The organism is Acinetobacter bohemicus ANC 3994 (assembly GCF_000367925.1).
Taxonomy (GTDB): Bacteria; Pseudomonadota; Gammaproteobacteria; order Pseudomonadales; family Moraxellaceae; genus Acinetobacter; species Acinetobacter bohemicus.
This window is the reverse complement of the sequence record NZ_KB849164.1, coordinates 65291-90897: the sequence shown is the minus strand read 5'-3', so window position 1 is coordinate 90897 and position 25607 is coordinate 65291. Positions and strand designations below refer to the sequence as shown.

The following is a 25607-nucleotide window of genomic DNA, read 5'->3' as shown; positions in this document are numbered from 1 at the left end:
CGAGGGCACGCAATTGTAAGCGAAGATAGAAAAATGGTCAATATTCGAGGTGATGTCAAATATTGACCATTTCCTTGTATTTAGACCGTTTGAAAGCATTTACCAGACTTCATGCTGTGCTTTTATGATTTCTTTTTTGTAACTTTTTTCTTTACAGCGGCAGGTTCATCATTTGCTTGAGGCTGAATAGGAGTAGACGGATCAATACCCTCTTCTACACGATTATCGTCCACTGCATATTCATCCAATTCAAATTCTGCTATAGAGATTGCCGGTTTTTGAGGTTCTACATATTCGTGTTGCTCAAGCATTTGTTGCGCCAACTGCTCTAAACCCTGTTGAACTTTTTGACCTTTTTCAGTTTCATCGACAAAGGTCTCTGTTTTCTTTTTAATGGTCACTTTCGAAATGGTCTGATGGTTATCGACCTGAATTTCCTGATCTAATTTAATTTCATTTGCAGCCACATCCACTTTAGCAAAATGATCTAACAATTTTGGCGTTGCTTGCGCCAATAATTCTAATGATTTTTCATAAGCGGCTATAGCCGATAATTCTACACCCTGATGCTGCTGTAAATAACTTCGTGCATGGGAAAATATTTGCTGTGCTTTCTGATTGACATCTTCAACCAATTTCCAACTATATGCTGCACCAATGCTTGCACCAACAACAGGGGTCAATTTACCCAGCAATGAAACCTTAGGAAGGTGATTCAACCAATCCCATTTCATTTCACCACTTTCATTGACCAACCATTTTTTCAGCGATTCAATATCATTACTTGAACCCAAGATTTGTTGGAATTGAGAAATATCATGTGTTTGTAACATATTCGATAAAGCTTTTAACGCCATCAAAACACTTTGTTTCTCTGCAATCATGCCTAAATCAATTTGTTTAAAAACAAACTGAACGATATCTTGTTCCGTTTCTTTGTTCAGTTCAAAGCCATAAGCACGTCCAACCTGATAAATCATGCGTAAAGACATCACCAAGGATAAAGGAACATCAATCGCTGAACCTATAACGCCTGTTGCACCTGTTACAGCACCTTGTACCGATGCAATCCATTTATTTTGTTCTGCCAATGCTTGGCTAATTCGCTTGGAACGATCTACGTCTAGCGTCAGTTCTTCTAAATCTCGCGCACCTGCTTGATCAAGCACCAGATCGACAGAGCTTAAATCCGAAGTAAATTGATTAAGGTGATCAAAAAAATAGTCTGATAATTTATCTGAAAATTCTGGGGACACAAAACTGGCAACACGATTCACTTTACTATACTGACGACCCAATAATTGTTTAGAAACATTGGGCAAATATTCGCGCAGCATTTGTTGAGGATTCTCATATTTTGGTGATTCAAATGGGCTCATATGACGCGAACTCCCCTCAAACATCTGACCATTTTTCGAGGGTTGCATTACCTTCGCTACCCGGTCTGAAGCGACATGGTTCAGCACACCCATTCCAGTTGCACTGATCTTTTTAGCCACTCCAAAGGCATTTGAGAAGAAACTATGTGAATGTTTATTATTACTATCTGTCATTCTTTATCCTCATTTTTGATTCTTACAATTATTGATAAATACTAGGCATAGTCTAAGTTTATCTCAATATTAATGTGTGTGTTTTAGTTAATTGCTTTGTGGTTGTTTCACAAATACACAGACAGGGAAATAGGCATAATATTTGCCATAAGAATTCAAAATTCTTTCTGCTATCATGATTGCAATTCAAAAATATGAGCTGCGTGCCGCCGGCTGCTGATTCCAGCGCCCGCAAGGCATGCCTCAATCTCACCATAAAGGGATCTGTAGATGAAACGTGTTGTAATCACTGGTATGGGCATTAACTCATGCATTGGTAATACATTGGAAGATGTCACTCACTCTTTGCAAAACGGGATTTCGGGAACACGTTTTAACCCCATTTATGCGGAAATGAATTTTAAAAGCCATATCAGCGCAGCCGCTGAACAGAACTTTGACGGCATTGACCGCCGCTTAAAGCGCTTTATGGGCGTATGTGCAATGTATGCATATAACGCAGCATTGGCAGCTGTTCAACATGCCGGTCTGACAGCAGAACAAATTGGCGGCAACCCGCGCTATGGTATTGCTGGTGGTTCAGGTGGCGGCTCTACAGCCTCTGTAATGGAAATGAAAGAGCTGCTAGACACCAAAGGCGCACGTAAAGTTGGCCCGTTCTTTGTACCTCGCAACATGTCTAACACCATTACTGCCAATGTTGGTGTTGCCTTCAAAATGCAAGGTATTGCACATACCATTACTAGCGCTTGTGCAACATCTGCCGATGCCATTGGCTATGCCTACAACCTAATTCAATTAGGCAAACAGGATTTAATGCTGGCGGGTGGCGGTGAAGAAGATCACTGGTCACAAAGTTTATTGTTTGATGCGATGGGTGCGCTTTGTTCTAAATACAATGACACGCCTGAAACAGCTTCTCGTCCTTATTCTGCTGACCGTGATGGTTTTGTGATTGCCGGTGGTGGTGGTTTCGTAGTACTTGAATCACTTGAACATGCCCAAGCGCGTGGTGCAAACATCTTGGCTGAAGTGGTTGGCTATGCTGCCAATAGTGATGGTGCAGATATGGTTGCGCCAAGTGGTGAAGGTGCAACACGTTGTATCCTGATGGCTTTAGAAGAAGCCAAACAACATGGTGTAGATAGCATTGATTATGTAAATACTCACGGTACGTCTACTCCAGCAGGTGATATCACTGAACTGCAAGCCATGGGTCGTGCTTTTGGTGAAGGTCATGTACCACCGCTTAGTTCGACCAAATCGATGACAGGTCATAGCTTAGGTGCTGCGGGTGTACAAGAAGCGATTTATTCTATCCTAATGATGCAAAATGACTTTATTGCACCAAACATCAACGTGACTGAACTTGATGAAGGTACAAAAGGTTATGACATCGTACTTGAAAAACGTGACGCAAAACTGAATACTGTGATGAGTAACAGTTTTGGCTTTGGCGGTGTAAACGCCTGCCTCGTTTTCAAGAAGTGGGATGCATAATCCCCGATAGGATTTTCGATGGATGCACCTTCTGATGCTTTCTTGTGGGTAAAAGCATTACATATTATCGCTGTGGTCTGTTGGTTCGCTGCTTTGTTCTACTTACCACGGTTATATGTTTACCATGCCATGAGTGATGATGCCGTCAGTCATCAACGTTTCGAAGTCATGGAACGTAAGTTGTACCGCGGCATTATGTGGCCATCTATGATTGCCACACTCATCACGGCGCACTTTTTGGTAGATTGGGGCGATGCAACGCGCCACTATCATGAAGCGTTATGGTTTTACCTTAAAGTTGGCTTGGTTGGTTTGTTGGTGATTTACCACTTTGTTTGTGGTTATTACCGCAAAAAACTGATTGGCAATGCGCATTATAAATCGCATAAGTTCTGGCGTTTCTTTAATGAAATGCCAACCCTGATTTTAGTCGCAGTGATCATCTTAGTGGTGGTTAAGCCGCAGTTCTAATCTTGTTTAATCCTAAAAATTTTAAAAGCCTCGAATCATTCGAGGCTTTTTTATTCTCTCGCGTTTTTCCTTCACACCACGGCAACACCCTGCTGCTAATTCAGCGCTACAAAATCACAGGTAAATTTTTATCTACGTCCGGATTTCATCAATATGGTTCGAATTTTTAAATTCAACGGTGCTGAATAATATTTTTCAATTGCCCAACTCAAAATAAACGTCGCGATCAAAAATACGGGCAACAAGATTAATTTTTCGGTTGGCAACGTTTGTTTAGGAAAATAGAAAACTTTAATCAAACCCAAAACAATTAAATGAAACAAATACATTTCATAACTGCGTTGCCCGATCCAGACCAGAGCTTTAGACATTTTCGATTGAGCTGCTGCTTGAGGATTTTGTGCAAAACAGAAAATTAACACTGCGGATAATAGTGCAAAAATACTGATTCCCCACGTGCTCACCTCTTTAATCGGTGCATACAAATACAGACCGACCATCAATAAACACATAAAAAGAATGAGAAACGAATTTATTTTTCCATTCAATTGAAACTTCTGTGCAATTAAAGCGGTTAAACAGCCGATTGCGATCCCATCAAAACTGGAAAAATAATGATAGAGGTATGCGCCACTTTGTTCAGCAAAATGTAGTGACCGGAAATAGGGTGCATAACAAATCACGGCCAGTAAAAACAGAATAAAGCCCTGACTACGCCCCAATAGCAAACAGAGTATTGGAAAAACCAAATAAAAAACTTCTTCTACCGATAATGACCACAACACACCCAGTGCATAATTGACCCAGCCATATTGAATAATCAGGATATTCATCCAAAAACTAAAAGCGGAAAGAACCGTTAAACCATAAGAGACCTCTATGTCATTCGGTGCTTGATTTAAAAATGGCTTTAAACCGAAACTTCCGAGCATAGTCACCACTGTGACCAATAAAACCAAACAGGGCATAATGCGCGCAATACGGCGAATATAGAAGTCTTTGAAATTGATTTGAGCCAGTGAGCTACTGCGTTGTAATGTATGTTGGGTAATTAAAAAACCTGAAATCACAAAGAACATAGTTACACCATAATTACCATTGCGGGCAATTAAAGTGCTCAAGCTTTCTCCAAAGATATGTACGCCTAAAAATGTATCATGTAGTTTATACGGGATATTAAAATGGTGGAATAAAACTAAAAGTATGCAGATTCCCCGTAGTACATCAATTTTATAATTTCGCATCTACACTGTTCTTATTTTCAAAGCGTTCTATTAAATAATAATGATCATATAATTGCATTTAATTTTTGTTCAAAATAAAGAAGCATTATTTTTATATTCTGAACATTGCTCAATAAAAAAGGGCTGATGTATAAACATCAGCCCTTTTTAAATTCAAATCATGACTAAAGCTTTTTGTTTAGCTTTTTCATGCGTGGCTTATACAGAACGTGATACGTTACCGCTAAAACTACCAACCATAATGGGCTAATAATTAATGCTTTTAGCGTATCTGGCTCTAAGCTTAAGATTACTAACGTAAACAATAGGAAGGCCAAAACAATGTAGGACATCCATATACCGCCCGGCATTTTAAATGTTGATTTTGTATGTAGTTCTGGATTTAACTTTCTATAGCGTAAATAACACACCATAATTAAGCTCCAAATACTAATAAACAAAATCACACACAGAGAGCTGGCCAAGGTAAAAGCTTCTATGGTGTTCGGAACAAAATACTGTAATGCCGCGCCACTCATAATGAAAGCGCAAGAGAATACAAGGCCTTTCGCAGGAACAGCACGTGCAGAAAGTTCTGCTAACTTGGTTGGCGCTTGCCCTTCTTTGGCTAAACCAAACAACATACGACTGGTTGAGAATACACCACTATTCATTGAAGAAAGTACTGAAGACAACACCACCAAGTTCATAATAATGGCTGAAGTTGGAATACCTGCATGCAAGAACAAGGATACAAATGGGCTTTGATCTGCTGGAATTTCGATCCATGGCGTCACAGACATTACAATAAATAATGCGAGAACATAAAATAAGATAATTCGTGTTGGAATTGCATTGACCGCTTTTGGTAGATTCTTTTCAGGATCTTTTGTTTCCGCAGCCATGGTACCAATCAACTCTACGCCGACAAAGGCAAACAGTGCGATTTGGAAACCAGCCAAGAAGCCTTCGGCACCTTTAGGGAACATGCCGCCATGAGACCAGACATTACTAAAACTCGCGATTGAACCACCTGGTGCTTGATAATGAGTGAACACCATAAAGCCACCAATAAAAATTAAACCAATAATGGCTAAAATTTTAATCAGTGCAAACCAAAATTCAATTTCACCAAATAATTTGACGGTAAGTAGATTAATGCCTAAAACAAAGAGCACACAGCCTGCACTAATCAGTGCCTGTCCCATTGGGGTGAAGGTCATGTCTGGCGGCAACCAAAAGCCTAAATAGTTAATAATGGCAGCTAAATCGGCAATACCGACTAAAATCCAGCCTAACCAATATGACCATCCAATATAGTAACCTGCCCCCGGCCCGATTAAATCATGAGCCATATCAATAAATGATTTGTAGTGCAAGTTCGATAATAAGATTTCACCTAATGCACGCATCAGGAAAAAGAACATACCACCAATAATCATATAAATGATGAGAATTGAAGGTCCTGCTAAAGAAATGGTTTTTCCAGAACCCATAAAGAGTCCAGTTCCAATCGCACCACCGATAGCAATTAACTGTAAATGGCGGTTCGATAATTTTCGCTGCAACTCATGGGGCGACGATTGTGCGTCTTCGTGTTGGCTTGAAGTGGTCATAAAATATCCTTTTTGACATATCCCTCAACAGGTAAATCATGCTTTTGGCGCTTGAGCGTTCTACTCAATAATGTGATTTACCCGTCCAAGAATGAAACGAAATGGATGACATTTCATTTTCATTCTAAGTGTTTCATTTGTTTCTCAACAACACCACATTACTTTTGTGCTGCTGTTACTGCGATTTCAATGAGCCAATTTGGGTTAACCAAATCGGCTTGAATTGTTGCGCGCGAAGGTGCCACACAACCTTGAAGCCAGTCAATCCAAATTGCATTCACTGCTGAAAAATCGGGTAAGTTTTTTAAATAAATTTGCGCAGACAATAATCGTGTCTTATCGGTATTGGCCAATGCCAGTAATTCATCAATAGTCGCCAAGATTTCACGCGTTTGCCCAGCAACATCTGCATCGGTATTTTTTGGCACTTGGCCTGACAAATACACCACCTGATTAAACACAGTTACAGCACTCATCACTTCGTTGCTGTTGATCTTTTGGATATCATTATTTGACATGCTAATGTCCCTATTCTTGATTGATAAAATTGACACGCGCAGTGACCGCACACATCAGTTCATAGCCGATTGTTCCTGAACTTGCAGCGACTTCATCGATAGGCAGAATCGTTCCATTTGACGATTTCCCCCAAAGCACAACCTCGCTGCCAACGTCCACATCTTTAATATCTGAAATATCAACTGCGAGCATATCCATACTGATACGCCCGATAATTTTGGTCCGAATTGAATTCACCAGTACAGGCGTTCCCGTCGGTGAAATGCGTTGATAGCCATCGGCATAACCGCAAGCCACAATGCCGATTTTCATCGCTTGCTCTGCAATAAAAGTCGAGCCGTAGCCGACACTGTCATGACTTTGGATGTCTTGAATGGCAATAATTTCACTGCGCAAGCTCATGCTTGGCTGTAAATTCCAATCTTGAATGGTATGGGTCGGATAATCTGGAGAGCTACCATACAGCATGATTCCACTGCGTACAGTGTCTGAATGTAGGGCTGAATGTCTAAGAATCGCAGCACTATTGCACACCGTTCTTTCACCGGGTAAATCGCGAATCGTTTCTTCAAAAATAGTGTATTGATAGTCAATACCTGACTCACCAAAACGATCACTGTCTGCATCGGAGAAATGCATCATATGGGTGATGCTTTGAATTTGATCTAGCTGATTGAGTCTGTGCCAAGCATGTCGATAATGCTCAGGCTGAAAACCTAAACGGTTCATGCCACTATTCATTTTTAAATAAACATCAAAGTGAGCAACGGGAGAAAATTGCTCAATCCAACGAAGTTGATGTTCACTATGAATGGTAAAACTTAAATTTAACTCAAGGCAATCCTGTAAATCTTGCGCTGAGAAAATGCCTTCCAATAATAAAATTGCACCCGTCCAACCCAGCTCACGTAACCGTCTAGCTTCGGCAATGTCCAATAGCGCAAAACCATCTGCCGTTTTAAATGACGAATAGACATGTTCGATGCCGTGACCATAAGCATTGGCTTTGACCACAGCATAGACTTTACTATTCGGCATCTGCTGTCTTGCAATGGTTAAATTATGCTGCAATGCGTCACTATGAATGATGGCAGTAATTGGGCGTGGCATTTTATTCTTCCTTGAATAATCAATTTCAAATGGTTTTAAGCAGCATGTGGATAGCGCAGAATAGACAAGCCATCCGTACTAATATCTGGCTTATGATTCATGACCAAGTCACTGATTAACTTGCCTGAACCACATGCCATGGTCCAACCTAAAGTGCCATGACCAGTATTTAAGAACAGATTCTTATAACCTGTTGCACCAATGATCGGTGTGCTATCAGGGGTCATTGGACGTAAACCTGTCCAGAAAGAAGCCTGCGCTAAATCACCACCCGGGAATAAGTCTTGGGTGACCATTTCCAAAGTTGCACGGCGGTCGGTATTTAAACCATGGTTAAATCCACTCAATTCAGCCATACCACCCACACGAATACGTTGATCAAAACGCGTAATCGCAATTTTGTAGGTTTCATCCAACACAGTCGATTGCGGTGCAAAAGCAGGATCAACAATTGGAATCGTGAGTGAATAGCCTTTCACTGGATAAACCGGTAAATTCAAATTCAGTGGTTTCAGGAAGTCACGTGAGTAGCTACCAAATGCCAAAACATAACGATCCGCAGTCAGGACTTGACCATCGACCACAACACCTTTAATTTCATCGCCTTCAACCACAAGTTTTTCAACATTTTGGTTAAATTTGAAATCGACACCTAAACCTTTGGCTAAATCGGCTAAGGCATTGGTGAACATATAACAGTCACCTGTTTCATCATTCGGCAAATGCAAGCCACCGACCAATTTATCTTTGGCGTGTTCTAAAGCCGGTTCTACTTTTGCAAGTTCATCTTTAAGTAACAGTTCATAATCCACACCACACTCTTTAAGGACTTGAATATCGCGTTGTACCGCGTCAAGTTGAGCTTCGTTACGGAATACTTGTAATGTGCCTTTTGAGCGATGTTCGTAACTGATACCAGTCTCTTTTCTGAGCTCTCTTAAACAATCGCGGCTATATTCTGCAACACGAGTCATGCGCTCTTTATTGATGGCATAGCTATTTGGATTGCAGTTTTTAAGCATTTGCGCCATCCAATTCAACTGCCACATGCTGCCATCAATATTAATGGCAAGTGGCGCATGATGTTGGAACATCCACTTTACAGCTTTAAAAGGAATCCCTGGTGCAGCCCAAGGTGTAGAATATCCTGGTGAGATTTGTCCTGCATTACCAAAACTGGTTTCTTCTGCTGGACCCGACTGGCGGTCTAAAACAGTTACGGTTGCTCCCTGCTGCGCTAGGTAATACGCACTTGCAACACCAATAACACCACTACCTAAGACAATTACACGCATCGCTCTTCCTTTACGTATATTTAGTTTATTTACCTAGTATATTTTGCAATAAATAGTTTTTTTCACTGTTTTAAGCATTATAATGTAGTTAAATTAATAAATTCAGTATGAAATAACCCTAAAAAAAGGAAAAAACTCATGCGCAAATTAGATCGAATTGATCATCAAATTTTAGAGATCTTGCAACGTGATGGGCGGATTGCAATTAGTGAGTTAGCATCACGGGTTAATTTATCGACTACCCCCTGCTCTGAACGTGTGAAGCGTTTAGAACGTGATGGCATTATTATGGGCTACTATGCTCGACTTAATCCTGAGTTGGTCAATCGTAGTTTATTGGTTTTTTTAGAGATTAAATTATCGGCTAAATCGGGTGATGTATTTGATCAAGTTGCCCGTGATTTAGTCGAAATTCCAGAGGTATTGGAATGCCACCTCATTTCAGGTGAATTCGATTATTTGGTCAAAGCACGGCTAAAAGAAATGAGTGCCTATCGTCGCCTATTGGGTGATTTACTGAAAAAATTGCCATCATCAGCCTCATCACATAGTTATATCGTGATGGAAGAAGTGAAAGAAACGCTGTACCTCGATTTGAGATAATATTTAAGATCATACTTCGAAGACGATACTTCTGATCGTCTTCAATGTAAATTTCAGCAAGACTGTGCTGTAAAAAAGCGATGTACGCGTCAACAATCACGCAATCGCTTGATCAGGGTTAATGCCCGACATGATTCAAAATTTCTGAAAATTGTTGAATTCGCGCTTTAGGTTCGGCTGCATCTAACTCTGCGGATGAACCATAACCATATTCCACCGCAATGGTTTCTATTCCATGACGACGCGCACCCAAAATATCATGTTCACGGTCGCCAACCATCAAACATTCCGCCGAATCTAACTGTTCTTTTTTAAGAATATATTCAATCAAATCGCCTTTATTGGTACGTTCCCCGTTTAATTCACTGCCATAGGGATATTCAAAATATTGCAATAAATCAAAATGCTCTAAAATTTGTTTGGCATACACTTCTGGTTTTGCCGTTGCTAAAAATAGACGGTAACCTTGTTGTTGCAATGCTTTTAAGGTTTCAGCCACTTGAGGAAAAACGTGGTTTTCATAAAGGCCCGTAACCGCAAATCGTTCACGATATCCCATTAAAGCTTGTTCAGCCAAAACATCATGGACATCGACATTTAAAATTTTTGCCAGAGAGGCTTTCAATGGTGGCCCAATAATCCAATCAATATTGACATCATCGGCAATGGGATGACCAATTTTATTTAAACCATAACGTGCACTGGTGGTAATCCCTACTTTAGGATCAGTGAGTGTTCCATCTAAATCAATCAAAATATTTTTAATCACAAACTAACCCTTTGCCACATCATTTACTTTAAAAAAATTACTATCGAGAGTTCTTTCAAAGTTGCCTATACTAAGGCAAATTTTGTCAAGAAGGATATCATGGTGCGCCCTACTGTACTTTGCTTTTCTGGTTTAGATCCATCAGGCGGAGCTGGCTTACAAGCAGATATTGAAGCGATTGGTCAAAGTGGTGCACATGCAGCCACTGCGTGTACCGCCCTGACAATTCAAAACTCACAACAAGTATTTGGCTTTGAAGCGACCTCTAAAGAGCTTCTGCTTGCTCAAGCCCATGCTGTAGTTGGTGATTTACCGATTAAGTGTGTGAAGTCTGGCATGCTCGGCACGACTGATAATATTGCGGCTTTGGCTGAATTTTTACGCGAACATCCAGACTATTTATATGTACTCGATCCTGTACTCGTTGCCAATAGTGGCGGTTCACTTGGTGATCAAGCAACTTTAGTCAAAGCCTTTATCGAGCTTATTCCACTGGCCACCGTACTCACCCCTAACACCGTAGAACTACGTGCATTAACAGGCATTCAGGACATCGACCAAGCCACAACGAAACTCTTTGAAATGGGTGCTCAAGCCGTTTTAATCAAAGGTGGACATGAAGACACCCCTGACTATATTCGCAATGCTTTATACAGCAAGGGTCAGTTGGTTTTCGAAACTCGCTGCCCGCGTCTTGAAGGGGAATATCACGGTTCAGGTTGCTCATTGGCAAGTTTTATTGCAGGTCGTTTAGCGCAGGGCGATGATTTAAAACAAGCGGTGAACCATGCGGAAACATGGTTATTTGCTGTACTGAAAAAAGCTGAAATACCTGTGCCGAATGGACAGAGAATTCCGAAGCGCTTTTAACCCTCAAATGATTAAAACCTGTTCATCAACGCGTTATCGCTTTGAGATCAGGTTTTACCCTATTTAAACAGTGGGCATCGCTGTTTCATTGATCCATAAAAAAAGTATGTGTTAACACATACTTTGATGTACATATGGCTTTAATTTAAACTGTTAAATCTTTAATTGTTGTACTTGAACCATTACTTTTTACCGACTCAATCCCCTTGTCACGCGATTGCTCAGTTGAATAAAACTGACTGGTTCCAATAATTTGATGATTAACCGCTTTTAAATTGAAATAAGGCTTACCGTTTTTTGCTTCCTTACGCTCAAAACGACTTTCATCTGCACTATTTTTTTGTACCGATTCAATCCCATTTTGTGCAGAGGCTCTTGCCTTATATAATTCACTGGTCAAAATGACTTCGCCATTTCCTGCTTTTAAAACAAAGCGATATTGTCCGTCACTGCTTTGACTCAATTCATACCATCCTGACATCGTGAACACCCTCTTGTTATTTTAAAGTTTATAAACAACATCGTGTTGATTAAAAATCAACCTATTTGTATTCAATATAAATGACTTTTCGCTTTTTAAAAAATCTGTTTTGTTACGAATTGATAATGTGATTTTTTCTTAGAATATGGCTTTAACAATCCAAATGATTGCATGATTTATTTTGAGTCATCAAATCATCAAAGAGAATGAAATCTCAGATCTCATTCCCTCATTAACCCTATTTGCTTGCTACAGATTAGACAATTTTTTTGCTATAGGTTGCTTTCTGCATTTCTAAAATTTCTACACAAATTTGTAAACTCACTTGGCTTTGCTTCGGTAAATGCTGCTCAAGGACGCTTAATAACAATTGGGAAATTTCCTGTTGTAATTCCACACTTCGCCCTGTTAATAACGAAACTTTGGCGTGTACATAAGCTTGTGCTTCATCCCCTAAACCAATGACATAATCTTGCTGACAAATGGCACGACTTTTCACCTCATTGGCTGAATGCACATAAGCGCCATCGAGCAATGCTTGATTTAAAGCAAGAAGAAGGGGTTGCGGTGCTAAGTTTTCAATATTGTCTGAATATTCCAAATGAATATGTGGCATAACAAAAATCCTTTAAGATCACTGCTTGGTTATAGCATGCTGCGTGCTTCAACAGCAGGTCAATGTCTCAATCTTTAACCAATTGTTAGTATTAATAAAAAATAGCCATCTTAACAACTGCGATCTTTTATATAAAACTTGATACGAATGATGCCAATAAATGCATCCGGAAGCATCATGCGGTCAATCGTTCAATTACACTCCCATAAAAAAAGCCCTCGCATTTTGGCGAGGGCTTTTTTTGACTTCAAACTGTATTCTTTAAGCTTTTTTTACAAATTCAGATTTGAGTTTCATTGGGCCAAAACCATCTACTTTACAATCAATATCATGACCATCAGTTGCATCGGGCAATAAGCGGATATTTTTCGCTTTTGTACCCACTTTCACCACTGAAGATGAACCTTTAATTTTCAAATCTTTAATGACTGTTACCGTATCACCATCGCTAAGGACATTACCATTTGCGTCTTTAATGATTGTTGCTTCTTCAGCCTTGCTTTCACCCTCTTTCCATTCATGAGAGCATTCTGGACAAATCAGCAAATCGCCATCTTGATAAGCATATTCTGAGTTACATTTTGGGCAATTTGGTAAAGACATAAAAAACCTCAAAAAGACTACTATAACATTTTATCCCTCAGTCGATGGCTAAAACCCTATTTATTTTATGGAATAAAGAAGACTTCAACCAACTTATCCTTGTTCTAAAATCTGTTTAAGCACAACCACATGATTATGAAGTTCATTTTTAGCAGCAGTCATTAAAGTCACTTTTTCGTGTTGAGCGAGCTTCCTAAGATGCTGAAGCATCTCCGACTGTTCAAGCAGTTCTGCTTTATAGCGCTGTTGAAATTCGTCCCAACGATGCTCAATATCTTGATGATACCATTTCCGCAATTCAGTCGAAGGCGTAATCTCTTTTGCCCATAGATCAATTTTGGCATCTGCCTTTTTAATGCCTCTAGGCCACAGTCGATCAACTAAAATTCGTTTACCATCCATCTCTGAAGCGGCTGTATAAATACGTTTCATATAGATATTCATATGATCTATCCTTTAAACATATTAACTCTCCATCGAAATGCCAACTAAGCTCTCATCACGATCCAGTTCTACACACAAAACATATTGAGTAACCTCTTCTGGAAGCGTGAAATCAATCCGATAATTTTTATCCTGCTCAAGCGTCCAATCAAGATGTGGACTCAGTTCTAGTACCGTTAAAACCTGTAAAGGTTGAGGCGTTGCAGTACCTAAGTTTTTAAGCCAATAATCTGACTCAAGTTCCTCTAGATGATGTTCAGCATATAAACGGACTTGATTTTCATCAGCACTACGCTGATATGCAGATAAGATCGCAGCTCGCGCTTTCTGCTCTAATCTTTGCATTTGTTCAGTATTATTCATCTATTACTTCTCTGTTTTTTATTATGTTTACGCTTATCTGGCATACGAGTAAATACCAATGAATGACATTCACTCAAAATATAATGCACTTTTATTGATCTGGAATTTCAGGATTAACCAACAAAGCCAACAGTTGCAATGACTCTTGCCAACCCAAATAACAGGCTTCAACTGGAATGACATCGGGAATCCCCGATTGAGTAATATTGACCTCCGTCCCGACAGAAACAGCTTTTAGCTGAATGATCACTTCAATTTGTCCTGATAAATTCGGATCATCAAACTGGTCGGTATAGCGTAATAACTGGCTGGGAACCAGCTCATGATAGGTTCCACTAAAACCGTGGCTCGAACCTGTAGAAAAATTACGAAAGGACATTTTATATGTTCCGCCGACTTGAGCATCAAGATGATGAACTTTGGCGGTAAAGCCATGTGGTGCCATCCATTTCACTAAGGCATCAGGGTCAATAAATGCTTTAAATACCCGTTCTGGTGGCGCACTAAATACGCGATGCAATTTCACTGTATTACTCACGATTTCATTCCTTATTTTTGTTTTATCCGGACAATATTTTACGCTGTATGACTTTAACTTTTGTATCGTTTTGGCTTGTGTATGGTTTGAGTTAGATCCATCGAGGATAAAAAAGCATGCCCAATTGAACATAATGCTGATCAGTTAAGAAATTGACTGGTTTTTTTCTTTTAAATTCATGATGTTATTTGATACGAGAAAATGTCATCAGCAACTGTTCGAGGCAAGACTACTTTGAAAAAGTACAGTTTCTGCGATGAATTGATCAATAAAAGATATTTGACGAGTTTTGCGGTGAGGCGCACTGCGCCGCAAGATGCCTTTCTTGCGAAGCTCTGCTTCTCATTTGGGCTTATCCAAAGTAATAGATGAGCTCCAAGTATTTGATTTAAAAATACAAGACTCCGTTGTGAACAACTAAAAAGCTAAGGAGTTTATTACAAAACTCCTTAGCTGACTGGCATGCCCAATTGAACATGCTTTTTAAAATAACTCAATACATTCAGAATTTAGATTTATTCTTCTTCAACATCTTCATCATCGTAGACGTAAGCCATACAGCCCCAACCGTCGTATTCACCGCCATGCTGTTCTGCAATTTTGCCAAACCATTCTTCTAAATCCACGATGTCTGAATATTCAGGCTCCATATACACATAAATCGTAATCACCCATTCTGCTGTGTCAGAATCATCATCTTCAAACATGCTGATTTTTTGTTCTTCTTTAAGCAAATAAAGTGCACATTTTTCAGCTTGTTCTTCAGTTTGGAATGCAATAGAAAACTCTATTTCATGTGCTTCTGTTAGGTCATCACCATCTTCAGCCATTTGCCAAAGTACATTGCCATTGTCGTCATCTGGAAATTGTTCAAAATTACGTGTCATGGGGAGTTTCCTTATCTTCATTATGTACAGCTATACCATTGTACGTAGATTAGCTCAAGTTTGTTTCAGTTTAGCGATTTAATCCAACGTTATGGTTAAATTCGGATCAAGAGATGACCTGCATAAAGCAAAAAATATTCAAGATTCGATTCTTTAAAATTCGATTCTTTAAAATGAGCATCACCTAAAATTTTTTTTAATTTCCGCTTTACGAACCACGCTTATCTTGACTCAAAAATGACGTATCAACGAAGCTGATTATGATTCTAAAATCATACATCCACAGCAGCCATTATGATCATTTTGTAATCAACGCCTTAGAATGGAGTGTTTCCTCTTATTTCAACATCTACCCCACTCAATGGCTGTTTAAATGCCAAATAACTCGCGTGCAATGCCATGCGCTTTAACGCTGACTGTCGATAGTCAGGATGATAAAACTGATCTCCTGTAATGGGATGCCCAATATATTGCATATGCACACGCAGCTGATGTGAACGCCCAGTCACAGGGGTCAGTAATACCCGCGTAATATCATCCGCCTCAAAATACTGCACAGCTTGATACAAGGTTTTTGCCGCTTTCCCCAATTCAAAATGCACCATCTGACGCGGACGGTTTTCCCAGTCGGTCATCAGCGGCACATCCACGCTGCCCTGTCCTTCTAGTTTACCTTGTACCAGCGCAATATAATTTTTTTGCACTGTACGCGCTTGGAACATCTTGCTGACTGCCACTTCGGCATTTCGGTGTTTGGCAAACATTAAAATACCCGAAGTTGCCATATCTAGGCGATGGGTGATTTTGGCATGAGGATATTTTTCAACCACACGTAAATAAGCACTGTCTTGATGCTCAGGCAAACGCCCGGGTACAGACAATAACCCCGCAGGCTTGTCAATCACCACCAAATCATCATCTTCATAGATGATGCAAAGTGGTTGCTGCGGAGGCATATAAACAAAGTGGTTTGAAGGCATGATGTATAGCGAATCGGAAAAATTTAGAGGAAAAATAACAAGGCAGAATTCAGCTGTCAATCACTGCATAAGGCCGTATTACTTTAATCCGCTAGGTAATAATCCACCGTTGACACGACCCGTACTTTCTTTAGATACGGCGTATTACTGTCCCGATCTTCAATACTAAACAAGCCCTGATTTGCCGATTTAATTTTACCTAAACCACTTTTAGAATCGGCAGCAAATTTTTCTGCAACACTACGTGCATTTTGGGTTGCCTGCTCAATCATGGCAGGTTTAATCTCATTCAATTTGGTAAATAAATATTCGGTTCTTTGTCCAGAGTCATCGCCACCAAAGGCAATCCCTTTTTTACCCAATACCACTAAACGACTTTGCGCTCCACGTACCGCATCTATTTTATGGGTATATACGGTAATGGTTTGCTGGGCAGTATAACGTAGCGCAACATTTGCATCGCCACCATATTGTTGGGCATATTTATCGGTAGTGCCGGGGGCAGCCGTGGTAATTTCCGCTGCCGTAAAACCTTCGCTTTTTAAAAATGCCTGAATTTGCTGAGTATGGGTTTCCATCGTGTCGTATAACTGGGTCAGATCTTGATTGGCTGAACTAAAACGAATGGGCCACACCGCAACGTCGGCTTTTACTTCACGTTCCGATAAACCTTTGACTGAAACAATTCGTTCATATTGTTTAATTTTCAATGCGCTATTGGCTAAAATCCAGCCCGCAATAATCATGCCCAAGCAAATAAAACCTCCTAAAATCAGTGCCGGTTTGAATTGATTCATCGAACTAAACTCCTTTTACCTATTATTTTTATCCAGCTTTTGTGGTTGTGTGATTGCTTATACAGCAGCATAAAAAATTGCTTAGCTTATTTTTAATATAAATTCAGGATAGATCATGATTCCCTGCATAGCAGCGGATGACCTTTAAAGTAACAGATTTGATCTATGGATATGAATGGTTCATTTGTATCTATAATTTAAAATTTATTCTATGTTTTTTATTTTTATTTTTTATCTTCTTATGCTGTTTTATTCGATAAAGAATTTTTTAGGGTGTTGGGGAAAACATCATGTTTAACTTCAACAATTATAGCTTTGTAAGCGATAACTTTTAGCCTATAAACTTGTGATCTATAGCGTCCTAAGCCGAATCGAGACCTTTTGGGCGAGTACTACACTGACTTTATAAGTAACTGGTAGCATCTACTCTTTTCGATCCCCGTCACACCCTTGAGATATAATTTACCAAGATCGCTTCGGGATTATTTCCCTAAGAAAAATCAATTTTCATCTTTTTTAGGAAAAATTCTCACTTAAAATAATAAAAACAGTATTTATTACCATTTTAGATAAAATAGTGATTTTTTATTGCATAAAAACACATTTTATCGAAATTTCCATCACTACAAACTCACCTCACATTAAGCACAAATTTAGGCAAAACAAATCATGGTTTGAGATTTGCCTAATGCTTTCGCCTGATACATCAGTTGATCAGCTTGACCTGTGGCTTCATCACAGTTTTCAGGTAAATGGTTAAAGATACGAATCCCCATACTAAAATCGATGCCATACTGTTCTTTTAAGCCACTGGAGAGAAAGATTTCACGTAATTTACTGGAATATTGTTCTGCCCCAGCGTGATCAGTATCCAGCAAAACCACCACAAACTCATCACCGCCCATACGCGCTAAAATATCTGAACTGCGTGAAGACTGTTTCAGGACTTGAGCAAATTTCACCAATACAGTATCACCTGCGCTATGTCCCAATTGATCATTAACCGCTTTAAAACCATCTAGATCAATCATCGCAACCGCAAATTGCATGCCTTTTCTCAAGCTGATTTTATGCAATAACTGATATTCGAAATTGAATGCACGCACATTATTTAAAGTGGTCAATGTATCTTGCATTGCCATCATGGTCAGCACGGCAAGGTTTCTGCGTACTTTGATTAACAGCATGGCCACAATGCTAAAAAAGCCTAATCGAACACAGGCATTCCAGAAGGGAATAAATGGGTTCGAGTAATCATGCCCTGCACTAAAGTCGGCATAAAGCCATGTCAGCCCCGATACAACAATGGTAATAATGGTACTTCTTACACTGTCATACCAAGCAGCAATGGAGACAGGCATTAAGTAAAATACGGAAAATGAGTATTCAAAACCTGTAGCCAGATCAATCCAGCCCAATATCGCAATACTTGAAAAAATAACCATCCGTCGGGCAAAGGTATTGGTTAAAAGTAATTTTTCCAGTGTTCTCATTACGATGAAATACCCGACATGGTTTTACTATGTAGAGTAATTGTTTTTGATGCATTTTTACAGTCAAAATCCGACCAAAATTTGACTTGTTTTGCGATGAAATGACTGAATAAAATTGAGTGATTTTTCTTGCTGATCGGTCATATCACCAATTGAATGCACGGTAAAACTTAAGCGTGTTAAAGCAACTTTAACGCGATGAACGGCACAAGATTCAGTAACAGGATGCCAATTTTATAGACCGCCATCGCTGAATAATGAATTGCATCAAAGTTTTGATCCGACAGCTTAAACCATTGCCTATGCAGTTTTTTCATCAAATCTTTAGCAAAGATAAATGCAAAAAACCAAATCAATAGAACGACATAGTTAATCAGCGTGCAATAAAGTAAGAAATCTGTAAGTTGAGCGATATTCATTATACTCACCCTGTTTTTCTTTATTTTCTGTGTTTATTTTAGGCTGAATTTAGGTGTGATATACAGTTTTGTAGTTTAAATTTTGAGGGGATAAGTTTTAAAAGCATTTGATTGCATAACAAGCGTATTGGATATTGCTGATTTTAAAAGTTTTCATGTAAAGTTGGCACATTGATTTCAAAGAATATTATCATCATGAAAACAAAAATGGCGCTCTTGATTATGCTCACGGCACTCTCACTGAGTTCATGCAAAGTATTAAAAACGCATATTGTAAAAGTGACCAGTTCAAGTGAGCCACAAGCAGATGATGTTTTACTAAAAACCAGCAAAGGCTATGTGTATTTGTCCACACAGAAAATGACAGATAAACAAAAAGAAATTTTAAAAAACCTCCGTCCTTTTCAATGCTTAGAAATTAAAACGCCTGAACAGTTTGCCATGCAAAACAGAGAAGTTCGATTTTATGATTTTAAAATCAGATCATTAGTCGAAAGCGATAAAGAATGCCGAAAAATTAAAGCCACGACACGTATTGAAGTACATTAATTTTAAAGCGGTTTAACATTGTTTCCATCATGATTTTCAAGCTTATAGACCGTGATTAGTTGTTATTGTTTTATCTAATTTGATTATAAATTAACAAAAAGCCCTATGGAGTAATAGGGCTTTTCTTTAAAACAGTGGGTAACTGTTTGAATTGTTTAGCTTAGGCATTCTTATTGTTAAATTGATTGCCTTGGCATTTGGTACACGGGGGTAAACGGTCTGTACCAATTTCTAAGTAAGTGCGATGCCCGCACTGGACGCAAAAATAGAAGCCTGTTCCGGGTTTAGAGCCAGCAGTAACCATTTTTGTTCTCCATATGTTTTTAGAAATGGTGAACCTAGTATAACCCTAATGTGATGAATGTCTACTGTCCATTTCGACGGGTGATGGTGGCGGATAAGCGAATTAAGTCATGAACCTATCACTAATTTAATAAGAGTGAAAAAATATCAACTTCTTGTTTCGAATGTTTTTTCTTAAGGATATTAGCTTGATCTTTTAAAAACCTTATATTTTCTAAGACTAATTCCACCAATTTAGTTCTCTTAATTAACTCTCTTGCAAGCGGATCAATTCTATAAGTTTCATTTAAATCAATATCGCCATGTTCGTGAATGTAATCTATGAGTTGATCTTCAAAATACTGATCTGTACACCCATCCACTATATCCTTTCTGAGATCATAAAAATTAAAACTCCCATCTTTATAAAAATCTTTCAAAAACAAGTAAAATTTAAAGTATTTTTCAGGATTTTCCCCTAACACATAACCTATTTCCACTACATCTTCATTCTCTATTCCATCTATTGTAGTAATTTTAGAATACATACTACTCAAAATATTCAATTCAGAACTGAGATTTTGATTCATTTCATTTACATGAGAGTAAATTTTATCAATTTTTGGAATTATCCATTCTTTTTCAATCAAATCACTATTAATGTCATAAACCATAGGAAGAATATTATCCCCCCCATTTACTATATATATTTTATCAAAAATTTCATATTTTCTTTCAATAGCTTTATTTACTAAAAATTGAGCTGTAAAATATTCTTGGAATGATCTATGCGTAAAAGAAAAACCTAAACCATCTCTTTGCAGAATACATACCGAATCAAGTAGATCTTTTAGAAAGTCATCAACTTCTGCATTGACATTAGCAATCTTAAGAGCATTATCAATATATTTTTTTATTTTAATTTCTTCAAAAAAATACAACCTATCACAATAGCTTAAAATACAAAAAGCTTCTAAACATCGTTTAAAATCATCTAATGGCAAACCAGAAAAAGATTTTCGCTTATACATGCTTTTTAAAGAATCATGTTTATTGAATAAAGTTAAAAATGCTTGCTCATAAAATAAATGCAACTTATTAGGTATTTCTGCTATTTGTTCATAAGTCATGAGCATCATTATCAACAAGAGTGGATTCGAAGCAAAACTCCTATGAGACTGATATAATTTTTTCTCGAGTACATTTATAAACGATTGCTTTACCACCCTATCGTAATCTAGTTTATTAATCAGTGATAAAGCTTTATTTTTATCTAAAGGCTGTATTTTATATTGAAAAAACTCTTCCCAAGAAGAAAACCTATTATCAAAACGACTCGAAATCAATATTCTAATACCATGATAAGTATTAGACAAATATAAAATTTCTTGCTCTATTTTCTCTCGATCCTCTCTATTTACCTCATCAAAGCCATCTAATATAACTAAAATTTTCCCCAACTTAAAAGAGTAGTCCAATTGCTCCTTATTAAAAGATGAATTAATTTTCAACATTAAACTTAATATATAACTATATAACGACTTATCTACTAAGTTATTTAAATGTCGCAATTCTATAAAAATAGGAAAAATCCCCTTGGGTTTTTCTATCAACTCAACAAATATACTTTTACAAAATGTTGATTTACCACATCCAGCACCACCTAAAATTACTACTCTTTTATTTCTCTCTATTTCACTAATGAACTCTTGCTCTTCTACTTCTTTATAGTTAATCATTAAATTAGTACGGATATAAAAATCTTTTATATTTACGGGTATATCTCTATACAAAAGTGTTTTAGTTTTAGAGTATCTTTCATAATTTCTTTCTAAATACTCTGTAAAACATAAATTTAAATTAACTTGAATTTTATCATTAGTATCTTTAGTTAACTTTTTTAGACCATTATAAATTGGTATTGTAAATTGTTTTATCAGTTCAGATACTGCTTCTTTTATAATAACGTCTTCCATACTTCCACCAAAAAATAAAACCCCACTTAACAGTAGGGTCTTTTCACAACAATATCAATAACTTTTAGCTAAAGTCTTAAGCCACATTCCCTTCCAAGAAATCCTGCGCAAAGCGTTGCAATACACCACCCGCTTCATACACATGCACTTCTTCTTCCGTATCTAAACGACAGGTCACGGCAACTTCAACCACTTCATTTTTACCATCTTCAGTCGCACGCTCAATCACTAAAGTCAGGTCAGAACGCGGTGCAATATTACCAATTACACTATAAAGCTCCGTACCATCTAACTTTAAGGTTTTACGGTCAACGCCTGCTTTAAACTCAAGCGGTAGCACGCCCATGCCGACCAAATTGGTACGGTGAATACGCTCAAAACCTTCCGCGACAATGGCTTCTACACCTGCAAGACGCACACCTTTAGCTGCCCAGTCACGGCTTGAACCCTGACCATAGTCTTTACCTGCAATGATGATCAGCGGTTGCTTACGGTTCATGTAAACTTCAATCGCTTCCCACATGCGCATCACTTCGCCTTCAGGCTCTACACGTGCTTTGGAACCTTGCTTAATCGTGCCATCGGTACGACGTACCATTTCATTAAACAATTTCGGGTTGGCAAATGTGGCACGTTGTGTGGTCAAGTGATCGCCACGGTGCGTTGCGTATGAGTTGAAGTCTTCTTCAGGTACACCCATTTTCGCCAAATATTCACCCGAAGCACTGTCTAATACAATTGCATTCGATGGTGATAAATGATCGGTGGTGATGTTGTCGCCTAAAATTGCCAGCGGACGCATATTGGCTAAAGTGCGTGGTGCAGCCAAAGCCCCTTCCCAATATGGCGGACGGCGGATATAGGTACTTTGCGGACGCCAGTCATAGAGTGGACTTGCCGCTTTTTCATTGACACCCAAATCAAACATCGGAATATAAATTTTACGGAACTGTTCAGGTTTTACCGCAACTTTCACCAAAGCATCAATTTCTTCATCCGACGGCCAAATGTCTTTTAAGTAAATTGGATTGCCATCTTTGTCGTTCCCGAGTGAATCGGTTTCAATATCAAAACGAATGGTTCCCGCAATGGCATAAGCAACAACTAAAGGCGGAGATGCCAAGAATGCTTGTTTTGCATAAGGATGGATACGACCATCAAAGTTACGGTTGCCCGAAAGTACCGCTGTTGCATACAAATCACGGTCAATAATTTCTTGCTGAATTTTTGGATCTAACGCACCTGACATGCCGTTACAGGTGGTACATGCATAGGCGACAATACCAAAACCCAATTTTTCTAAATCGTGCAACACCCCTGCTTCTTCAAGGTATAAAGCCGCCGCTTTAGAACCCGGTGCAAAAGAAGATTTCACCCACGGTTTACGCGTTAAACCCAATTCATTGGCTTTACGTGCCAACAAACCTGCGGCAACGGTATTTCGTGGATTAGATGTATTGGTACAAGAGGTAATGGCTGCAATAATCACAGCACCATCTGGCATTAAACCATCAGTACGCTGTTCAACCACACCTGCAATGCCTTTGGCTTTTAAGTCCGCAGTCGATACACGCGCATGTGGATTTGATGGCCCTGCAATATTGCGGGTCACAGTCGATAAATCAAAACGCAGCACACGCGGATATTCTGCTTGTTTCATTTCCGATGCCCAAAGACCAATTTCTTTGGCATAGGTTTCAACCAGTTTCACTTGCTCTGCTTCACGGCCTGTTAAAGTCAAATAATCAAGCGTGTTTTGGTCGATGTAGAACATTGCCGCAGTCGCGCCATATTCAGGGGTCATGTTGGAAATCGTGGCACGATCGCCCACCGACATACTGTCTGCACCTTCACCAAAAAATTCTAAATAGGCACCGACCACACGTTCTTTACGCAAGAATTCAGTTAAAGCCAACACGATATCGGTTGCGGTAATGCCTGCTTTACGCTGACCCACCAACTCCACACCAATGATGTCCGGCAGACGCATCCACGATGCACGACCGAGCATGACATTTTCAGCTTCTAAACCACCCACACCAATTGAAATTACACCCAAAGCATCGGTATGCGGGGTATGTGAATCTGTCCCTACGCAGGTATCTGGATATGCCACGCCACCACGGTTTTGAATTACTGGCGACATTTTTTCCAAGTTAATTTGGTGCATGATGCCGTTGCCCGCCGGAATCACATCAACATTTTCAAACGCTGTTTTGGTCCATTCAATAAAATGGAAACGGTCTTCATTACGACGGTCTTCAATGGCACGGTTTTTTTCAAACGCGTCTGGGTCGAAACCGCCAAACTCTACAGCCAATGAGTGATCGACAATCAGCTGGGTCGGTACAACAGGATTGACTTTAGACGGGTCGCCGCCTTGGTCAGCAATTGCATCACGTAAACCTGCAAGGTCGACTAATGCAGTTTGTCCGAGAATGTCATGACAGACCACACGAGCTGGATACCAAGGAAAATCATGCTCTTGACGACGTTCAATCAGTTCTTTTAATGATTGCTCTAAAATAGCAGGATCACAACGGCGTACTAGCTGCTCTGCGAGCACTTTTGAAGTATATGGAAGTTTTGCATATGCGCCTGGCTGAATATTTTCTACGGCTTGGCGTACATCAAAATATTCGAGCTGGGTGTTTTGCAGTGGTTTACGGTAGTTGTTATTCATTGTCGTGCCTCTTGCATCATTTTTTTCTGCGTGTCTAATGATTGGCATAGTACACTGCTGAAAAGCCATTTCCCAAATCCTTTATATTTCATATTCTTAGGTATAAAAACAGGGGGTTTTGAAATAATTAGTAACAACTTTATTGAATTATTTGCACTAAATCTGATTTTTTTTGAAAAATAGTGGAAAATTAGGCTAATTCTTTAGTATTAGATCCAGTATTGGTGGGCGATAAATGAACAATTTGGCTTTTTCCTCATTCACACTAAATGGTGTGGATGCACAAAAATTCCTTCAAGGACAAGTCACACTAAACGTGGCAGCTTTGGCTGAGAACGTGACGCGCTATACCGCGATCTGTAGTTTAAAAGGGCGTATTCAGTTTGGTTTATGGTTAAAAAAACTTAATCCTGAAAGTTTTGAAATTGTCACAACGCAAGATCAAAGTGAAGAATTTGCCAAACATATTAAAAAATTTGGTGCATTTTCTAAAATGAAGTTGGAACAAGCTGCACAAGTCTTCCCAACGATCAATGCTGATACCACCGATTTTGCTACCGCTGAAACGGATATCAATATCTGGCAACTGCAAGCGATTGAAGCAGGTCAGGCGTGGATTTCAGCAACAACAGCAGAACTATTCCAACCACAAGAATTACGATTGCATCAGCGTGAAGGCGTGCATTATGACAAGGGTTGTTATATTGGTCAGGAAATTATTGCGCGTCTTTGGTTTAAGGCAAAACCGAAAAGTTGGTTGCACCTTGTTCAAGGCACAGGTGATGTTCCTGCCCCTGCAACTCAATTGAATAAGGATATCCAAATCGTCAATAGTATTGCGATTGATGGTGGTTACAAAGCATTGGTTGTGGCTAAACCTGCCGCACTTGAAGAGCTTGATTTACAGGTTTTAGCTTTACCGACAAGTTTAAATGGTGATGTAGCTCGTCCGCAATAAGTTCAAAAA

The 25607-nt window shown here is 39.0% G+C and carries 27 protein-coding genes; 6 read left to right on the top strand and 21 right to left on the bottom strand.

What is annotated here, in order from left to right; all coding sequences use genetic code 11:
* Nucleotides 1–122: 122 nt before the first annotated feature.
* A complete protein-coding gene (locus F994_RS00465) occupies nt 123–1553 on the bottom strand; it encodes an EcsC family protein (protein ID WP_004648012.1) in 1431 nt (476 codons plus the stop codon).
* A gap of 270 nt (nt 1554–1823) precedes the next feature.
* On the opposite strand from F994_RS00465, the gene F994_RS00460 reads away from it, so the two are divergent.
* On the top strand, nt 1824–3053 hold the full coding sequence (locus F994_RS00460; protein ID WP_004648011.1) for a beta-ketoacyl synthase N-terminal-like domain-containing protein: 1230 nt from the start codon (nt 1824–1826) through the stop codon (nt 3051–3053).
* Between the two features lie 18 nt (nt 3054–3071).
* Nucleotides 3072–3524: a protoporphyrinogen oxidase HemJ gene (gene hemJ, locus F994_RS00455; protein ID WP_004648010.1), complete on the top strand. Its 453-nt coding sequence runs from the start codon at nt 3072–3074 to the stop codon at nt 3522–3524.
* Between the two features lie 128 nt (nt 3525–3652).
* Here the strand turns inward: hemJ and F994_RS00450 are convergent, their stop codons facing one another.
* The 5 genes from F994_RS00450 to F994_RS00430 form a co-directional block, all read right to left on the bottom strand.
* Nucleotides 3653–4768 carry an acyltransferase family protein gene (locus F994_RS00450; protein ID WP_004648009.1) on the bottom strand — a complete coding sequence of 372 codons (1116 nt, stop codon included), beginning with the start codon at nt 4766–4768 and terminating at the stop codon, nt 3653–3655.
* 164 nt (nt 4769–4932) lie between these two features.
* Nucleotides 4933–6363 carry an amino acid permease gene (locus F994_RS00445; protein ID WP_004648008.1) on the bottom strand — a complete coding sequence of 477 codons (1431 nt, stop codon included), beginning with the start codon at nt 6361–6363 and terminating at the stop codon, nt 4933–4935.
* A gap of 158 nt (nt 6364–6521) precedes the next feature.
* Nucleotides 6522–6881 (bottom strand): RidA family protein, encoded by a 360-nt coding sequence (locus F994_RS00440; RefSeq protein WP_004648007.1) that lies wholly within the window; start codon nt 6879–6881, stop codon nt 6522–6524.
* Between the two features lie 10 nt (nt 6882–6891).
* Nucleotides 6892–7992 (bottom strand): alanine racemase, encoded by a 1101-nt coding sequence (alr, locus tag F994_RS00435; RefSeq protein WP_004648005.1) that lies wholly within the window; start codon nt 7990–7992, stop codon nt 6892–6894.
* Between the two features lie 35 nt (nt 7993–8027).
* Nucleotides 8028–9287: a D-amino acid dehydrogenase gene (locus tag F994_RS00430; protein WP_004648004.1), complete on the bottom strand. Its 1260-nt coding sequence runs from the start codon at nt 9285–9287 to the stop codon at nt 8028–8030.
* 138 nt (nt 9288–9425) lie between these two features.
* Between F994_RS00430 and F994_RS00425 the strand changes: the two genes are divergently transcribed.
* The gene (locus F994_RS00425) at nt 9426–9890 is read left to right on the top strand and encodes an Lrp/AsnC ligand binding domain-containing protein (protein WP_004648003.1); all 465 of its coding nucleotides are present in this window, start codon (nt 9426–9428) and stop codon (nt 9888–9890) included.
* Nucleotides 9891–10008: 118 nt separating this feature from the next.
* On the opposite strand, the gene F994_RS00420 is transcribed toward F994_RS00425, so the two are convergent.
* Nucleotides 10009–10659, bottom strand: a complete 651-nt coding sequence (locus F994_RS00420; protein WP_004648002.1) for an HAD-IA family hydrolase — start codon at nt 10657–10659, stop codon at nt 10009–10011.
* Between the two features lie 102 nt (nt 10660–10761).
* On the opposite strand from F994_RS00420, the gene F994_RS00415 reads away from it, so the two are divergent.
* Nucleotides 10762–11529 (top strand): hydroxymethylpyrimidine/phosphomethylpyrimidine kinase, encoded by a 768-nt coding sequence (locus F994_RS00415; RefSeq protein WP_034696581.1) that lies wholly within the window; start codon nt 10762–10764, stop codon nt 11527–11529.
* A 145-nt stretch (nt 11530–11674) separates the two neighbouring features.
* Here the strand turns inward: F994_RS00415 and F994_RS00410 are convergent, their stop codons facing one another.
* From F994_RS00410 to F994_RS00360, 11 genes are all read right to left on the bottom strand, one after another.
* On the bottom strand, nt 11675–12010 hold the full coding sequence (locus tag F994_RS00410; protein ID WP_004648000.1) for a YegP family protein: 336 nt from the start codon (nt 12008–12010) through the stop codon (nt 11675–11677).
* A gap of 256 nt (nt 12011–12266) precedes the next feature.
* Nucleotides 12267–12626: a 5-carboxymethyl-2-hydroxymuconate Delta-isomerase gene (locus F994_RS00405; RefSeq protein ID WP_004647999.1), complete on the bottom strand. Its 360-nt coding sequence runs from the start codon at nt 12624–12626 to the stop codon at nt 12267–12269.
* Nucleotides 12627–12887: 261 nt separating this feature from the next.
* A complete protein-coding gene (locus F994_RS00400) occupies nt 12888–13229 on the bottom strand; it encodes a zinc ribbon domain-containing protein YjdM (RefSeq protein WP_004647998.1) in 342 nt (113 codons plus the stop codon).
* A 93-nt stretch (nt 13230–13322) separates the two neighbouring features.
* Nucleotides 13323–13673, bottom strand: coding sequence for a DUF488 domain-containing protein (locus tag F994_RS00395; protein ID WP_004647997.1), 351 nt, complete (start codon nt 13671–13673; stop codon nt 13323–13325).
* Between the two features lie 21 nt (nt 13674–13694).
* Nucleotides 13695–14036: a DUF2004 domain-containing protein gene (locus F994_RS00390; protein WP_004647996.1), complete on the bottom strand. Its 342-nt coding sequence runs from the start codon at nt 14034–14036 to the stop codon at nt 13695–13697.
* 91 nt (nt 14037–14127) lie between these two features.
* Nucleotides 14128–14574 (bottom strand): SRPBCC family protein, encoded by a 447-nt coding sequence (locus tag F994_RS00385; protein WP_004647995.1) that lies wholly within the window; start codon nt 14572–14574, stop codon nt 14128–14130.
* A 515-nt stretch (nt 14575–15089) separates the two neighbouring features.
* Nucleotides 15090–15461 (bottom strand): ribonuclease E inhibitor RraB, encoded by a 372-nt coding sequence (locus tag F994_RS00380; protein ID WP_004647994.1) that lies wholly within the window; start codon nt 15459–15461, stop codon nt 15090–15092.
* 317 nt (nt 15462–15778) lie between these two features.
* The gene (locus F994_RS00375) at nt 15779–16441 is read right to left on the bottom strand and encodes a pseudouridine synthase (protein ID WP_004647993.1); all 663 of its coding nucleotides are present in this window, start codon (nt 16439–16441) and stop codon (nt 15779–15781) included.
* Nucleotides 16442–16524: 83 nt separating this feature from the next.
* Nucleotides 16525–17238, bottom strand: coding sequence for an SIMPL domain-containing protein (locus F994_RS00370; RefSeq protein ID WP_004647991.1), 714 nt, complete (start codon nt 17236–17238; stop codon nt 16525–16527).
* 653 nt (nt 17239–17891) lie between these two features.
* Nucleotides 17892–18731, bottom strand: coding sequence for a GGDEF domain-containing protein (locus F994_RS00365; RefSeq protein WP_004647990.1), 840 nt, complete (start codon nt 18729–18731; stop codon nt 17892–17894).
* 179 nt (nt 18732–18910) lie between these two features.
* Nucleotides 18911–19150, bottom strand: a complete 240-nt coding sequence (locus F994_RS00360; RefSeq protein WP_004647989.1) for a DUF6868 family protein — start codon at nt 19148–19150, stop codon at nt 18911–18913.
* Between the two features lie 195 nt (nt 19151–19345).
* Between F994_RS00360 and F994_RS00355 the strand changes: the two genes are divergently transcribed.
* Entirely contained in the window at nt 19346–19699 is a 354-nt protein-coding gene (locus F994_RS00355; RefSeq protein WP_004647988.1) for a hypothetical protein, read from the top strand.
* Nucleotides 19700–19859: 160 nt separating this feature from the next.
* Here F994_RS00355 and F994_RS17675 read toward each other — a convergent pair whose 3' ends face one another.
* From F994_RS17675 to acnD, 3 genes are all read right to left on the bottom strand, one after another.
* Complete coding sequence (locus F994_RS17675; RefSeq protein ID WP_228128028.1) at nt 19860–20018, bottom strand: zinc ribbon-containing protein; 159 nt, start codon at nt 20016–20018, stop codon at nt 19860–19862.
* 106 nt (nt 20019–20124) lie between these two features.
* On the bottom strand, nt 20125–21957 hold the full coding sequence (locus F994_RS00350; protein ID WP_004647986.1) for an NACHT domain-containing protein: 1833 nt from the start codon (nt 21955–21957) through the stop codon (nt 20125–20127).
* Nucleotides 21958–22033: 76 nt separating this feature from the next.
* Entirely contained in the window at nt 22034–24640 is a 2607-nt protein-coding gene (gene acnD / locus F994_RS00345) for a Fe/S-dependent 2-methylisocitrate dehydratase AcnD (protein WP_034696579.1), read from the bottom strand.
* Between the two features lie 235 nt (nt 24641–24875).
* On the opposite strand from acnD, the gene ygfZ reads away from it, so the two are divergent.
* On the top strand, nt 24876–25598 hold the full coding sequence (gene ygfZ, locus F994_RS00340) for a CAF17-like 4Fe-4S cluster assembly/insertion protein YgfZ (protein WP_004647983.1): 723 nt from the start codon (nt 24876–24878) through the stop codon (nt 25596–25598).
* Nucleotides 25599–25607 lie beyond the last annotated feature (9 nt).

Excerpts from the sequence above, each read along its gene's own strand:
- F994_RS00465 (WP_004648012.1), bottom strand. The coding sequence starts at position 1,553 with ATGACAGATAGTAATAATAAACATTCACATAGTTTCTTCTCAAATGCC.
- F994_RS00460 (WP_004648011.1), top strand. The coding sequence starts at position 1,824 with ATGAAACGTGTTGTAATCACTGGTATGGGCATTAACTCATGCATTGGT.
- hemJ (WP_004648010.1), top strand. The coding sequence starts at position 3,072 with ATGGATGCACCTTCTGATGCTTTCTTGTGGGTAAAAGCATTACATATT.
- F994_RS00450 (WP_004648009.1), bottom strand. The coding sequence starts at position 4,768 with ATGCGAAATTATAAAATTGATGTACTACGGGGAATCTGCATACTTTTA.
- F994_RS00445 (WP_004648008.1), bottom strand. The coding sequence starts at position 6,363 with ATGACCACTTCAAGCCAACACGAAGACGCACAATCGTCGCCCCATGAG.
- F994_RS00440 (WP_004648007.1), bottom strand. The coding sequence starts at position 6,881 with ATGTCAAATAATGATATCCAAAAGATCAACAGCAACGAAGTGATGAGT.
- alr (WP_004648005.1), bottom strand. The coding sequence starts at position 7,992 with ATGCCACGCCCAATTACTGCCATCATTCATAGTGACGCATTGCAGCAT.
- F994_RS00430 (WP_004648004.1), bottom strand. The coding sequence starts at position 9,287 with ATGCGTGTAATTGTCTTAGGTAGTGGTGTTATTGGTGTTGCAAGTGCG.
- F994_RS00425 (WP_004648003.1), top strand. The coding sequence starts at position 9,426 with ATGCGCAAATTAGATCGAATTGATCATCAAATTTTAGAGATCTTGCAA.
- F994_RS00410 (WP_004648000.1), bottom strand. The coding sequence starts at position 12,010 with ATGTCAGGATGGTATGAATTGAGTCAAAGCAGTGACGGACAATATCGC.
- F994_RS00405 (WP_004647999.1), bottom strand. The coding sequence starts at position 12,626 with ATGCCACATATTCATTTGGAATATTCAGACAATATTGAAAACTTAGCA.
- F994_RS00400 (WP_004647998.1), bottom strand. The coding sequence starts at position 13,229 with ATGTCTTTACCAAATTGCCCAAAATGTAACTCAGAATATGCTTATCAA.
- F994_RS00395 (WP_004647997.1), bottom strand. The coding sequence starts at position 13,673 with ATGAATATCTATATGAAACGTATTTATACAGCCGCTTCAGAGATGGAT.
- F994_RS00390 (WP_004647996.1), bottom strand. The coding sequence starts at position 14,036 with ATGAATAATACTGAACAAATGCAAAGATTAGAGCAGAAAGCGCGAGCT.
- F994_RS00380 (WP_004647994.1), bottom strand. The coding sequence starts at position 15,461 with ATGACACGTAATTTTGAACAATTTCCAGATGACGACAATGGCAATGTA.
- F994_RS00375 (WP_004647993.1), bottom strand. The coding sequence starts at position 16,441 with ATGCCTTCAAACCACTTTGTTTATATGCCTCCGCAGCAACCACTTTGC.
- F994_RS00370 (WP_004647991.1), bottom strand. The coding sequence starts at position 17,238 with ATGAATCAATTCAAACCGGCACTGATTTTAGGAGGTTTTATTTGCTTG.
- F994_RS00365 (WP_004647990.1), bottom strand. The coding sequence starts at position 18,731 with ATGAGAACACTGGAAAAATTACTTTTAACCAATACCTTTGCCCGACGG.
- F994_RS00360 (WP_004647989.1), bottom strand. The coding sequence starts at position 19,150 with ATGAATATCGCTCAACTTACAGATTTCTTACTTTATTGCACGCTGATT.
- F994_RS00355 (WP_004647988.1), top strand. The coding sequence starts at position 19,346 with ATGAAAACAAAAATGGCGCTCTTGATTATGCTCACGGCACTCTCACTG.
- F994_RS00350 (WP_004647986.1), bottom strand. The coding sequence starts at position 21,957 with ATGGAAGACGTTATTATAAAAGAAGCAGTATCTGAACTGATAAAACAA.
- acnD (WP_034696579.1), bottom strand. The coding sequence starts at position 24,640 with ATGAATAACAACTACCGTAAACCACTGCAAAACACCCAGCTCGAATAT.
- ygfZ (WP_004647983.1), top strand. The coding sequence starts at position 24,876 with ATGAACAATTTGGCTTTTTCCTCATTCACACTAAATGGTGTGGATGCA.